Origin of the sequence: Paenibacillus ginsengarvi (assembly GCF_003626695.1) — a bacterium.
Taxonomy (GTDB): Bacteria; Bacillota; Bacilli; order Paenibacillales; family NBRC-103111; genus Paenibacillus_AB; species Paenibacillus_AB ginsengarvi.
In genome coordinates this window covers 195,707-208,269 of the sequence record NZ_RBAH01000003.1, presented here as the reverse complement: position 1 = coordinate 208,269, position 12,563 = coordinate 195,707, and the positions used below count along the sequence as shown (strand labels likewise).

Genomic DNA, 12,563 nt, shown 5'->3' with positions numbered 1-12,563 from the left:
CACGATCCCGGTGCTGCCTCCCTCCATCGAAATAACCGAAGGCGGACAAGGGAAGACCTATGACATCGTAGGTCCGGGCGGTAATACGGAGGAGACGCGGGCGGGCGAGGTTAACGTAATCAAAAACCCGAAGCTGCGTGAGGTCAGTTTCAGCAGCGTGTTTCCCGCTCAATATTATCCGTTTGTATCTCAGGATTTCCCGGTGTTTGTGCCCATGTACTACATTGAACATATCCAGCGTTGGAAGGATGCCAAGTATCCGATTCGATTTATTTTTGCCGGGAATTACAACTCCTTCACGAAGTCGCAAGATATTAAGAATAGAGTGGATATCAACATACCGGCCTCGATTGAATCGTTTACCTGGTCGGAGCAGGCCGGCAGCCCGGGTGACATCGAATACAAGCTGAATTTGAAGGAATACGTGTTTTATTCGCCGCGCAAGGTGGTTTCGTATATCAATACCGACGGTGAGACCGAGCAGAAGCTTGAGCCGCCGAAACGCCCGGATGAACGACTTCGTCCGGACACTTATGCGCTAAAGCCCGGTTACAGAACCTATGAGGCACTCATGGAAGCGGGAAAACGCTGGTATGGCACAGACGCCGTATGGCGTGAGCTGGCGGCGGCTAACGGTATACCGGAACATGAACTTTTGGAACCCTCGGATAATCGGGTTATTAAACTGCCGAAGACATTTTCGAAATTGAAGGTGAACTGATATGCTCCTTCGCATCGGAATCGATAACAAAAACGGCAATGTGTGGGACATATCCGGCATCGTGACCGAGCTCAGTTATCAAACATCACGATGGGGCAAAGCGTCGGTGCTGGAATTTACCATCCTTAGCGGCGGACCGGGAATATGGAACGAAAACGTAGGCTTTACGTTTCAGATGGGCGACATTGTCAGCGTTCGAACGGATGCAGGGGAGGCGGTGTTTTATGGTTTCATTTTTACGATTGAGTCCGGAAGCGGAGAAGAAACCAAGTTTACCGCGTACGATCAGCTCCGTTACCTGATGAATAACTACGGATATGTGCTTGCCGATGTGACAGCGACACAGGTCGTTCAGCAGATCGCAGCGGACTTCCAACTCTCCATCGGCAACCTGGCGGACACGAAATATGTCATCCCAACTTTAGTGGAAGACAACCAAAAGCTGATGGATATCATATGCAAAGCGCTGACTCTCACCGTGCATTCAACGGGGGAGCTTTATGTGTTATACGACGATTTCGGCTCGCTGACGTTGCAAGACACCAGAGACCGAGCGCTGGACATCGTACTAGGCGATACCTCGCTGCTCTATGACTTCACGATCAAACGATCGATCGACGATTCGGCAAACTCCATTATCTTGTACCGGCAAAACAAGGAGACCGGCAAGCGTGAAGCCTATCCGCGAACAGACGACGATCGCATACGCTCATGGGGGTTATTGCAACTGTATGAAGAGCTGAATGACGAGAAAATGAATAAGGCGCAGATTGAGGAGCGGCTCACGACTATGTTAGCGCTAAAAAGTCGGGCTATGTCCACCTTTCAGATCAATGCTATTGGGGACATCCGGGTGCGGGCTGGCGTTTATATCTGGATCAATATTGCCGAGATCGGAGTAAATTTGCGCCCATTTCTCGTCAACGAGTGCAAACATAGTTTTTCAGGCAACGAACATACGATGCGGCTCGAACTGGAAGGAGTGCTGAACGATGAGTTTGTTGGAGGCAGTTAAGAAGGCAGCCGTCGGGGCAGTCGATGCCAGTCAACCTGTTGCTGTCATGACGGGTACGGTGACGGCGGTCGATCCGCTTGAAGTGGATGTCGATCAGCGGCTTAAGCTTCCGGCAGCTTTTCTGCTTGTACCGGAATCTCTGATCGGGTATGAGGTCGATCTGAACCATACGCACAGTTACAGCGAAGGAACAACAGGTGAAGCGCTGACAGAGCCGGTTGTCATCCGGCGAGGGCTGGAGGTCGGCGATGCGGTTTTGCTGCTGCGCGTACAGGGCGGGCAGCGGTTTGTCGTCCTGGACAGGATGGTGCAGCCATGATTCCACAAGGATCTGTATCCGGAAATATTCGTCAAGCCGACGGGCCACTTCCAGGAAAAACCTATAAGCTTGACTATGTCACTGGCAGGGTTATTGGCTTTGTGGACGGTATTGATGCGGTACGGCAGTCTGTGTTCCACATCCTGCAAACCGAGCGCTTCGAATACACCATATACAGCAATAATTACGGCATCGAACTGGCAGGTCTGCTTGGCAAAGGGCCGGCAACCGTACAATCGGATTTGAGGCGGCGTATCCGCAAAGCCTTGCTACAGGATGACCGGATTACCGACGTAACGGACTTTGTAGTGACTGTGACAGGTGACGAAAGCGTGGCTACGTTTACGGTTATTACGCAGTATGGAAATTTCACAGCGACGCAGGGGGGATGAGCTTGTACGAGACACAAACCTTTGAAGCCATACTGGCACGTATGCTTGCCCGCGTGCCAAGCGATATCGACAAGCGAGAAGGCGGGGTCATCTATAATGCACTGGCTCCTGCGGCTGCGGAATTGGCGAAGTTGTACGTAGAATTGGATGTAAACTACAATTTGACCTTCGCGGACACAGCGTCAGGCGAGTATCTGACAAGGCGAACAGCCGAGTTCGGCGTGAATCGGCGGATAGCGACAAAGGCGCAGCGCAAGGGGGTGTTTTTAGATAAAGCGAACCTCCTCTTCGATGTGCCGATCGGAGGGCGTTACGGCCATAATGGTGTCAACTATGTCGTAGTCAGCCGGATCAGCGAAGGAACGTTTAGGCTGGAATGCGAAACGGCCGGCATTGTCGGGAATCAGTCTTTCGGCGCATTGCTGCCGGTCAGCTACGTGTCCGGACTCGCCCGAGCCGAACTATCCGATATCCTAGTGCCGGGAGAAGATACAGAGGCAGACGATGCGCTGCGGGCGCGGTATTACGCCATCGTGAACGAGCCGGCATACGGCGGGAACGTTGCGGATTACCGGCGGAAGATTGGGGCCATACAAGGGGTCGGAGCAGTCAAAATCTTCCCGTCGTGGGCCGGCGGGGGCACAGTCAAGGCAACGATCATTGCAAGCGACTGGAGTGAGCCTACGCCTATGCTGATCAATGAGGTACAGACGAATGTCGATCCGATCGCAAGTAGCGGACACGGCTACGGCACGGCGCCGATCGGTCATGAGGTAACCATCGTCGGCGTTTCGGACATGACGATCGATGTGAGGGCGACCGTTATCCTTGCGCCCGGTACCACGGTCGGGCAGGTGCAAGGCGATATCGAAGCGGCGATCGATATGTATCTGTTGGAGCTTCGGAGGGATTGGGCGAATCAGTCGCAACTAACTGTGCGAGTGGCTCAGATCGACGCGCGTATCCTGACGGTACCCGGCGTGGAAGACGTGGCCGACACGGAATTGAACGGTTCGGCGACTAACGTGACAATGGCTGCAGATGAGATTCCAGTTTCAGGGGGCGTGACGATCGATGAATAAGCCTGTTGCGCCCTATTGGCCGGACTATTACCAGGGCATTCGGGATTTTATCGAGCTCGCTGCGACGGAGGACGCCGAGCTGCAACTTGTGGTTGATGCGATCACACAGTTACTCAACGATCAATTCGTGCTGACATCCGGCCTGGCTGCCATCAAGCGGCGTGAGAAGATGCTGAGCATTCGGGCCGATTCGAATGTCGAGTCGCTGGACTTTCGACGGAAGCGAATCGTTAATCGCTACTCAACCAAGCCGCCATTTACAACTCGGTATCTTCAGGAGCGGCTCGACTTTCTCGTCGGAGCTGGTCGGGCCGCTGTAAGCATCGACGTGCAAAACTTCATATTAACCGTTGCCGCTGCAATCGACGATGCGGCTATTTTTCGCGAGGTCGAATGGACGGTCCGAACGACCATACCGGCGAACCTGGTATACAGACAGCAAACAGCGGTCGGAGACATCCTTGCATTCGAGGAGCATATCGTGAAGCGGACCATGGACCGGGAAACACGGCTCGGTAGCAATTGGCGCCTTGGTGTTATGCCTTTCGCATCCCTGGAGCCGGAGGTGATCATTAAGTGATACAGTCTTCCTATTTAGTTGAGATTGCGGAATACACCGAAGCTCGCATTGCCAAAGTTGTACTGAATGGTGGCGTTGTAGTTATTACGGATTTCCTGCTAAAAGCTGTGACGGCTAGTCAATTGACACTGCAATACATGGTGCTGGCAGGCAGCGTGACCGACATTACGCTCATCGAGCTGCAGGACGCTTCCGGCAATGTGATCAGCGCCAACGCAGTCGATATCCCGATTACAGCGGATACGATTATGGTCCAAACCATTTTGATCAAGGAGGGATAGAGATTGGCACGTACGAACTGGCAATATGATGAGGTCGTAACGGAGACCGATTTCAATGGAATCGGACAGGAGATTAACGACAACGCTGCGGATATCGCGGAGCTGCAGGAGGACCTTTCCCCTGCCGATCCCATCCCCGTCACCATCCCGCAGGGCGTCAGCATTGTCCACGCGGGCCGCAAATCGCGGTTCAAGGATATGAAGATTACCGGGCGGACGCTGGTTAACTTGTTGGGCCGGGATGGGAACTGCGAAGATGTGAATAGATGGGTTTCCTATGGCAACGTTTCAATTGCTACAGATTCCGCAAATAAAGTCTACGGAAACAGCAGCATGAAAATAACAATTAACACTGGACAGACAGGAGGTTGGATGCAACATACTGTTACGTGGCAAGCGAATAAATACTATATAGCATTAGCCGAACTTAAGCCTGTGACAGCTGCATTAATGCGATTAACAGTACGTGGAGGTTCTCCTACCTCTACCGATATAACAGACACATCTAAATTTTCGCTTGCATGGCTTAAATACTCCGTTGGGCCATCAGCAGTTGCAAGCTATATTGACGTAATTGTTGATAATGTCACCGGAACGACTGGCAGTCAATACGGTTTCGCAGACGGCGTACGCATCTACGAAATCTCTTTAACCGAATATAACGCGCTGGACACCATGACCGCCGAGCAGATCGCAGCAATGTATCCGTATGTCGACGATATGAAGCATGTCAACGCGGTGTATGTCGAGAATAAAGGTAAGAATCTGCTGCCACCGTTTTCGGAGTGGACATCTTTGCAAACAACAGCGGTTATCACTTCACCGTACAAACTAACATTAAATAAAACTGCGGACTGGCAAAATAGTCTTACAAAAGTACCAGTTGTTCCAGGGCGGACTTACATGTATTCAGCAAGTCATAACGCCTTAATCGCGGTTAATATATTTGATTCTAGTGGAACAATGATTGCTAACGCAGTTGGAGATAGCGGTTCCTATACGATTACAGCTCCAATTAATGCATCACACGCTGAAGTTTTTTGCAGCGTTGATGCACTTCCAAATGGGTCATATAGTTGGGACATGCCGATGTTCTGCGTAAGTACTACAGCTCTTCCATTCGAGCCGCAGCAGCCGTCTTATATGTATCTGCCAGATTGCCAGTTGCGTTCGAACGAGGATGGCAGCGTAGCGGATCAACTCTACATGAATGGCTATAGCAAGCCGAGGGTGGTTAGACGATTTCGTGAAATGGTGCTGGATGGTTCACTTGCGTGGACATATGGGGGAGCGGATACACCGGATGTAAAAAATGTCTACACACCACTTGCAAATCCGATTGCAAATACAGGTGTAGCTATCAAATATGACGACAGACCATTAACACGAGTAACATACGGCGTAACTGGTACAGCAGCCGATCAATTTGCAAATAATGATAGCACCGTCGTGATACTGATAAGCAACGCCGATTCAGGTTGGGGCCAAGATTACACGCCGACACAGGAAGAGATTAAGGCGTATTTCAATGGCTGGAAAATCTCGTCCGGTGGCTGGAACTTATATAATGACCCATCAAATACCGAACAAAAGTTTTGGACTCGAAGAGACAAGGTTGGGCAAGATTGCAATCCGCCTGCGACCGTTACAACAGTTCCTTCAAGTTCATCATACGCGTATCCGGACTGGACTCCTTATCGTCTCATATACCAACTCGCGCAATCCGTCGACGAGCCTGTCAACTACGAAGGCGAGCTAATGCTGTTCGACGGCCCAAGTCAAGTCGAAATGGGAACGGGCGTCGTGGTACGTGAAGCAGCAAATCCATACTTGTCAGAGAGGGTTTACCACATCGCTGATAAGAGATACGCAACCTCAATAACAAAAAATCGTGTCAACCGTTTCCTAGATAACTATAAAGGTAGTATTTCGGACAAAAGGAGATGGAAGCGAGACAACGTTGATACTTTTACTTTTGGAAATGAAAGAACCTATACTCCCGAAGCGAACTATGACAATACTGCCGCCTACAGCGTCACCTATTTGGTGCTGGACACATACCAGCTTGGCATTGCTCCGACGTCCATAACTGGGGCCGTAACACCGAACATCAAGGAAACGGTAGACGATACAGTTCAGGCGATTACCGAGCTTCGCCGGGATGTGTCCGTGTCACAGAACGTCAAGAGCGATAGGCAGCAGCCGCAATGGATAACTGCGACATTGCTGAATGGTTGGGTAACAGAGCATTCGACACTCATCCCACGATATAGGGTAACCACAGCAGGCAAGCTTGAGTTTGAAGGGTCGATGAAAAGCGGGATTTACTCATATGGGACATTGATATTAAAGACACCCTTTAAACCCAAAAGGAATTCGCGAATTAGCGTTGTTTGTTCAGTGCCTAGTGCCGTAGACATCGGAGCATTTGTATATGACATAGACGGCAACCTGGTGGTCGAGTATTTACCGTCTGATGGATGGGTTAATTTGAGCGGAATTACTATCAATTTAGATTAGGAGGGAGGGTTTAACTCGTGAAAGAAGCAATCATGATTGACCTTGACGGATTTTACTTGGAGCCGGTGCTAGTATCCATCGGAGCGTATGGCATTACGCCGATCTACGAGAAACCTGAGCCTCCAGAATCAGAGGAAGCCGATGAAGCCCCCGAGCTTCCCGAACCGATCCTTATCGGCTACCGTGTGGCCGTCCCGGTTCCTTCCGGCCTGTTTAAGCCGCGCTACGACTTGACCACATGGAAAGCTGCATTATCGGCTTACGACGACGCTATGGACGCCTATTGTGCAGCGCTGGCCGCTTACGATCCAGATTCAGAGGACGAGCCGTCACAGCCGCCGCTGCAGGTCGACCTCCGAGCATTTTGGATCGAGGGGCTGACACGGCAGGAGATTGACAATATTCGAAATGCGCCGAGCCCGAAGACGGACCAGCAAGAAATAGCGAGACTTGAGCAGCAAAGCACTATTAGTATGTTGGCCATAACAGAATTATTCGAAATGATGCTGCCTATTATTATGCCAGAAGAGTAGGGGGAATGAGGATGAACCTGGACCTGGACCGAATAAAAGAAACTTACGCCGAGCTCATACGGCGAGGCGAAAAGACAATCGAGCAGGTGCCCACAAAGATTCGCGAAGATGTGCAGGAGCTACTCGAAAATAACAATGCGTAGTAAGGCTGGCAAACGAGCTGCGCAAAGCATCCGGCCAGCCTTTGCACGTATTTGTTCCAGAGCGAGCGGAGTAGCCCTGCCTTCCATTTCCCCTTCCCTCTCATCCTCCCTCCCAAACCCGCCGCCTTCATAATCTTTTTACATAAGGCGCGATTCGCGTTAACACTTGATGGTTAAGCTAGAAGTAACTTATCAAGTGAACGAGACAGGGAGGCTGTCGCCATGTGGATGGGGAAGATTCGTGTCGGACTCGCTTTGCTGCTGATCGTTATGCTGATGATGATGCACGATGCCGTTTACCGGCATATCGATTACGCAGCTGCGGCCGAAGTGCCTACAGGGGAACCGCAAGCAAGCGGGGGCGTTGCCCCGGCGCTATCGATTCTGGAAGCGTATGATTTGCCTGGAAGCCGGGTCACTGTCATCGGAAAAGCAATCGCCGAACCAGCCCGCAAATCCGATGGAAGCCTGACGGTTCGCATCGAGGATCAAACCGGCTCGATTCTGCTTTGCGTAGACGGAGACGCGGTGATCCGGCAAGGAGACTATGTGCAGGCAACCGGCAAAATCCAAAGCTCGATCGGGACGGCCATCATGAAAGTTACTTCTTCCGATATCGCCATTGTGCGGTAACGGCTTTTGAATAATCCCCCTTACTTCTGCCGGGCCTTGGGTCCGGCGATTTTTTTGTGTCCGCATAGCCGCATTAGAACTACCTGCTGCCCCCGTTGCTTCTGTCGTGTGCCCGCTTGCCCGCTCCGAGCATATGCTGAAGTAGTTACACCGCATAGCGATAGGCGGGGAGGCGACAGGATGGATAACCGGAATACGGCTCTAGACAGTATCGCCCGGTACGGCGCGAACAATTACAACCCGCTGCCGGTAATGCTCGTGCGCGGCGAAGGCGTGTGGGTCGAGGACGCGGAAGGGAACCGGTATTTGGATATGCTGAGCAGCTACTCGGCGCTCAATCACGGTCACCGTCATCCGAAAATCGTGGCGGCGCTGAAGGAGCAAGCGGATCGCATAACGCTCACCTCCAGAGCGTTCCATAACGAGCAACTGGGCAGCTTCTACGAAAAGCTTGCAGGTCTCACCGGCAAAACGATGGTTCTGCCGATGAACTCGGGAGCGGAGGCGGTGGAGACGGCGATCAAGGCGGCGCGCCGCTGGGCGTACGATAGGAAAGGCGTTCCCGAGGGCAGTGCGGAAATCGTCGTATGCGAGGGTAATTTTCATGGACGCACGGTAACGATCACCTCCTTTTCCTCTGCTCCCGAGTACAAAAGAGGGTTTGGGCCGTTTACCCCCGGCTTTCGAACGATCCCCTATGGAGACATTCGAGCGCTGGAGCAAGCGCTTACTCCTAATACGGCCGCTTTTCTGGTCGAACCGATTCAAGGTGAGGCGGGGATCCTCATACCGCCGGACCGATTTTTGCGGGAGGCGGCGGAGCTGTGCAAGCGGAGCCATGTCCTGCTGCTGGCGGACGAGATCCAGACCGGCTTCGGTCGGACGGGAAAGCCTTTTGCCTGCGATTGGGAGCAGGTGGAGCCGGACGTTTATATACTTGGCAAAGCGCTAGGTGGAGGCGTGTACCCGGTATCCGCCGTGGCGGCGAATCGCGATGTGCTGGACGTCTTCGATCCCGGCTCGCATGGCTCGACGTTCGGCGGCAATCCGCTCGCCTGCGCCTGCGCCATTGCGGCGATGGACGTATTCGCGGAGGAGCGGCTGGCTGATCGGTCGCGAGAGCTGGGCGAATATGCTATTGGCCGGCTGCGGTCGGTGGTTAGCCCGGTCGTGAAGGATATTCGCGGCAGAGGGCTTTTCATCGGCATAGAGCTGGACCGACCGGCCAGACCGTACTGCGAGCGGCTGATGGAGCTTGGCGTGTTGTGTAAGGAGACACACAAGTCGACGATCCGGCTGGCTCCTCCGCTCGTTATTAGCCGGGATGAACTGAACTTCGCTTTGGAGCGGGTCGAGCAGGTGTTATCCTAGCCTGACTGCAAGCCGCTACAACCCCCGAAAGGAGCGAGCGTTATGCAACTTCGAAAAAACCGGGGTATCTCGATCCTCGGCGTGCCGATGGATCTAGGGGCTGACCGCCGCGGCGTTGATATGGGTCCGAGCGCTATTCGCTGCGCCGGGCTTCAGCAGCGTTTGGAGGAGCTTGGTTATGCGGTCCGCGACGACGGAGATTTGATCGTCCGCCGGGCAAAAGGATACGATTCGGTGCCGGAGTCGAATCTGAAATATTTGTACGAGATAACCCGGGTGACGGGGGAACTGGCCGAAGCGGTTGCGGAGATGGATGTCCGCGAAAATTCTCCGCTCGTGCTCGGGGGTGACCACAGCATCGCTATCGGCACGGTGTCGGGCGTGATACGCCGCCGTAGTAGCCTCGGCGTCATCTGGTATGACGCCCACGGGGACGTCAATACGGCGGAGACGTCGCCTTCGGGCAATATTCACGGCATGGCGTTGGCTGCTATTTTGGGGTACGGGCATCCGCATTTGACGAACATCGGGGGAAGCGGGCCAAGAGTGCGTCCGGAGCATACGGTGATTGTAGGGGCGCGTTCGCTCGATCCGGGAGAGAAGCGGTTCCTGAAGGAGAAGGGCATCGCCGTCTATACGATGCATGAGATCGACCGGCTCGGCATCTCCCGCGTTATGGAGCAGGCGATCGAGAGAGCTTCCAAGGGCACGGACGGGGTGCATCTCAGCTTCGACCTCGACGGCGTCGATCCGGACGACGCTCCTGGCGTCGGAACGCCCATACCTGCGGGGATTAGTCTGCGCGAAAGCTTGCTCGTGGCGGAGCTGCTGGCCGAATCCGGCGTCGTGACGAGCGCGGAGTTCGTCGAGGTGAACCCGGCGCTCGACGAGCGGAACAAGACGGCGCGGGCGGCCGTCGAGCTGATCGCTGCGTTGATGGGGGAAACGATTTTGTAGCGGACATCGCCGCCGAGTTCGGCCTGGAGTCGCTTGCCGATTACTTAGCCCGATCACTAGCTCACCGGCAGGCGCATACGAGTCCGTCTCTTAAGTCCCCCGGCGCCCCCCTTTCGCCTCCGTACAAGTACCTTATATTTTCGCCAAATATTGTGTATGATAGAGAGATATAGTGCGAGCCGCATACATCGGCGAAAGGGGAGGCCACCGGGAAAGAGATGGAGACGAAATCGGCATCATCCAACTTTATTAAAACCATCATGGCGGAAGATCTGAAAGAGGGTCGCGTCGGTCAGATCGTGACACGGTTTCCGCCGGAGCCGAACGGCTATTTGCATATCGGCCATGCCAAAGCGATCTGCCTCAACTTCGAGCTGGCTGACGAGTTCGGCGGCCGGACGAACTTGCGGTTTGACGATACGAATCCGGTCAAGGAAGATACGGAGTATGTCGAAGGCATTCTAAACGATATTCGCTGGCTCGGATTCGAATGGGACGAGCTGCATTTTGCGTCCGACTACTTCGAGGACAATTACCGGCTTGCCGTAGCTTTGATCCGCAAAGGACTCGCCTACGTCGATGACCAGTCGCCGGAGGACATGCGGATTGCGCGGGGAACGCTGACCGAACCGGGTCAGAACAGCCCATACCGCGATCGCAGCATAGAGGAAAACTTGGACTTGTTCGAGCGCATGCGTGCAGGAGAGTTCCCGGAAGGAAGCCGGGTGCTCCGCGCCAAGATCGACATGGCGTCGCCGAACATCAACATGCGCGATCCGGTGCTGTACCGCATTTTGCATGCGCTTCATCACAAAACGGGCGATGCCTGGTGCATTTACCCGATGTACGATTTCTCGCATCCGATCGGCGATTCGCTCGAAGGCGTGACGCATTCGCTCTGCTCGCTCGAGTATGAGGACCATCGTCCGCTGTACGATTGGGTGATCCGGGAATGCGGGCTGGAGCACGTTTCCCGCCAATACGAATTCGCCCGCTACAACATGACGAATACGATCATGAGCAAGCGTTATTTGAAGCAGCTCGTCGATTCGAAAGCCGTGGACGGCTGGGACGATCCGCGGATGCCGACGATTACCGGGATGCGCCGCAAAGGCTACACGCCGGAAGCGATCCGCAATTTCCTGCGTGAGGTAGGCGTCTCTAAGGCGATCTCAACCGTCGACTCGCAGTTTCTCGACCACTTCGTGCGTGAGGATCTGAAGCTGACGGCGCCGAGAACGATGGCTGTGCTGCAGCCGCTCAAGGTCGTCATTACGAACTACCCGGAAGGGCAGACGGAAATGCTCGAGGCCGAGAACAATTCGGAAAATCCGGAGATGGGCAACCGGCAAATTCCGTTCTCCCGGGAACTCTGGATCGAGCGGGACGATTTCGCGGAAAATCCGCCGCCGAAATACCATCGCCTGTATCCGGGCAATGAAGTGCGCCTGAAGAGCGCGTACTTCATCAAATGCGAGGAAGTGGTCAAGGACGAGGACGGCAATGTCGTCGAGATCCGCTGCACGTACGACCCGGAGACGAAAAGCGGCAGCGGCTTTACCGGCCGCAAGGTGAAGGGGACGATTCACTGGGTGGATGCGACTGCGGGCATCCCGGCTGAATTTCGCCTGTACGAGCCGCTCGTACTGGATGAGAAGGTCGATTCGGACACGTTCCTGGAGCGGCTTAACCCGAATTCGCTGGAAGTGGTGAGCGGGTTCGTGGAGCCGGACATGGCGAACGTTCAGCCGCAGCAAAAGTTCCAGCTTTTCCGCCACGGCTACTTCAATGTCGATTCGAAGTATTCCGCCCCGGGCAAGCCGGTGTTCAACCGCATCGTATCGCTGAAAAGCTCGTACGATCCGGGAGCCAAGTAAAAAACGCAGCAATGAAATCCGGTCGCTCTCCAGCGGCCGGTTTTTTTGTATGCTAAAGTTATACCATGGTTGTGGATAAGTTGTGTATATATTGGGGATAAGGGGGCCGTCATCCACAAGCTATACTTTTCTGATGTCC

At 53.8% G+C, this 12,563-nt stretch carries 14 protein-coding genes; all 14 read left to right on the top strand.

All coding sequences use genetic code 11. From position 1 onward, the window contains the following. Window positions 1-10 precede the first annotated feature (10 nt). The 14 genes from D7M11_RS05895 (at window position 11) to D7M11_RS05830 (ending at window position 12,424) form a co-directional block, all read left to right on the top strand. Complete coding sequence (locus D7M11_RS05895) at window positions 11-721, top strand: peptidoglycan-binding protein LysM (protein ID WP_120746234.1); 711 nt, start codon at window positions 11-13, stop codon at window positions 719-721. A gap of 1 nt (window position 722) precedes the next feature. Then, the gene (locus tag D7M11_RS05890; protein ID WP_120746233.1) at window positions 723-1,736 is read left to right on the top strand and encodes an XkdQ/YqbQ family protein; all 1,014 of its coding nucleotides are present in this window, start codon (window positions 723-725) and stop codon (window positions 1,734-1,736) included. Next, window positions 1,714-2,055: a DUF2577 domain-containing protein gene (locus D7M11_RS05885; protein ID WP_120746232.1), complete on the top strand. Its 342-nt coding sequence runs from the start codon at window positions 1,714-1,716 to the stop codon at window positions 2,053-2,055. The genes D7M11_RS05890 and D7M11_RS05885 overlap by 23 nt, the downstream gene beginning before the upstream one ends. After that, window positions 2,052-2,447, top strand: a complete 396-nt coding sequence (locus tag D7M11_RS05880) for a DUF2634 domain-containing protein (protein ID WP_120746231.1) — start codon at window positions 2,052-2,054, stop codon at window positions 2,445-2,447. The genes D7M11_RS05885 and D7M11_RS05880 overlap by 4 nt, the downstream gene beginning before the upstream one ends. A 2-nt stretch (window positions 2,448-2,449) precedes the next feature. Beyond that, window positions 2,450-3,529 carry a baseplate J/gp47 family protein gene (locus tag D7M11_RS05875; RefSeq protein WP_120746230.1) on the top strand — a complete coding sequence of 360 codons (1,080 nt, stop codon included), beginning with the start codon at window positions 2,450-2,452 and terminating at the stop codon, window positions 3,527-3,529. Then, window positions 3,522-4,109, top strand: a complete 588-nt coding sequence (locus D7M11_RS05870) for a putative phage tail protein (RefSeq protein ID WP_120746229.1) — start codon at window positions 3,522-3,524, stop codon at window positions 4,107-4,109. The genes D7M11_RS05875 and D7M11_RS05870 overlap by 8 nt, the downstream gene beginning before the upstream one ends. Continuing rightward, window positions 4,106-4,390 (top strand): ketopantoate hydroxymethyltransferase, encoded by a 285-nt coding sequence (locus D7M11_RS05865; RefSeq protein ID WP_120746228.1) that lies wholly within the window; start codon window positions 4,106-4,108, stop codon window positions 4,388-4,390. Before D7M11_RS05870 ends, D7M11_RS05865 begins: the two co-directional genes overlap by 4 nt. A gap of 3 nt (window positions 4,391-4,393) precedes the next feature. Beyond that, window positions 4,394-6,910, top strand: a complete 2,517-nt coding sequence (locus D7M11_RS05860; RefSeq protein WP_120746227.1) for a hypothetical protein — start codon at window positions 4,394-4,396, stop codon at window positions 6,908-6,910. A gap of 17 nt (window positions 6,911-6,927) precedes the next feature. Continuing rightward, window positions 6,928-7,443, top strand: a complete 516-nt coding sequence (locus D7M11_RS05855; protein ID WP_120746226.1) for a hypothetical protein — start codon at window positions 6,928-6,930, stop codon at window positions 7,441-7,443. Between the two features lie 11 nt (window positions 7,444-7,454). Continuing rightward, window positions 7,455-7,586 (top strand): CD1375 family protein, encoded by a 132-nt coding sequence (locus D7M11_RS05850; protein ID WP_120746225.1) that lies wholly within the window; start codon window positions 7,455-7,457, stop codon window positions 7,584-7,586. Between the two features lie 222 nt (window positions 7,587-7,808). Next, the gene (locus D7M11_RS05845) at window positions 7,809-8,219 is read left to right on the top strand and encodes an OB-fold nucleic acid binding domain-containing protein (RefSeq protein ID WP_120746224.1); all 411 of its coding nucleotides are present in this window, start codon (window positions 7,809-7,811) and stop codon (window positions 8,217-8,219) included. Between the two features lie 180 nt (window positions 8,220-8,399). Continuing rightward, a complete protein-coding gene (locus D7M11_RS05840; RefSeq protein ID WP_120746223.1) occupies window positions 8,400-9,590 on the top strand; it encodes an ornithine--oxo-acid transaminase in 1,191 nt (396 codons plus the stop codon). A 42-nt stretch (window positions 9,591-9,632) separates the two neighbouring features. Beyond that, window positions 9,633-10,547, top strand: coding sequence for an arginase (gene rocF, locus D7M11_RS05835; protein ID WP_120746222.1), 915 nt, complete (start codon window positions 9,633-9,635; stop codon window positions 10,545-10,547). A gap of 218 nt (window positions 10,548-10,765) precedes the next feature. Further along, window positions 10,766-12,424: a glutamine--tRNA ligase/YqeY domain fusion protein gene (locus tag D7M11_RS05830; RefSeq protein WP_120746221.1), complete on the top strand. Its 1,659-nt coding sequence runs from the start codon at window positions 10,766-10,768 to the stop codon at window positions 12,422-12,424. Window positions 12,425-12,563 lie beyond the last annotated feature (139 nt).

Excerpts from the sequence above, each read along its gene's own strand:
- D7M11_RS05890 (WP_120746233.1), top strand. The coding sequence starts at position 723 with ATGCTCCTTCGCATCGGAATCGATAACAAAAACGGCAATGTGTGGGAC.
- D7M11_RS05885 (WP_120746232.1), top strand. The coding sequence starts at position 1,714 with ATGAGTTTGTTGGAGGCAGTTAAGAAGGCAGCCGTCGGGGCAGTCGAT.
- D7M11_RS05880 (WP_120746231.1), top strand. The coding sequence starts at position 2,052 with ATGATTCCACAAGGATCTGTATCCGGAAATATTCGTCAAGCCGACGGG.
- D7M11_RS05870 (WP_120746229.1), top strand. The coding sequence starts at position 3,522 with ATGAATAAGCCTGTTGCGCCCTATTGGCCGGACTATTACCAGGGCATT.
- D7M11_RS05850 (WP_120746225.1), top strand. The coding sequence starts at position 7,455 with ATGAACCTGGACCTGGACCGAATAAAAGAAACTTACGCCGAGCTCATA.
- D7M11_RS05845 (WP_120746224.1), top strand. The coding sequence starts at position 7,809 with ATGTGGATGGGGAAGATTCGTGTCGGACTCGCTTTGCTGCTGATCGTT.
- D7M11_RS05840 (WP_120746223.1), top strand. The coding sequence starts at position 8,400 with ATGGATAACCGGAATACGGCTCTAGACAGTATCGCCCGGTACGGCGCG.
- rocF (WP_120746222.1), top strand. The coding sequence starts at position 9,633 with ATGCAACTTCGAAAAAACCGGGGTATCTCGATCCTCGGCGTGCCGATG.
- D7M11_RS05830 (WP_120746221.1), top strand. The coding sequence starts at position 10,766 with ATGGAGACGAAATCGGCATCATCCAACTTTATTAAAACCATCATGGCG.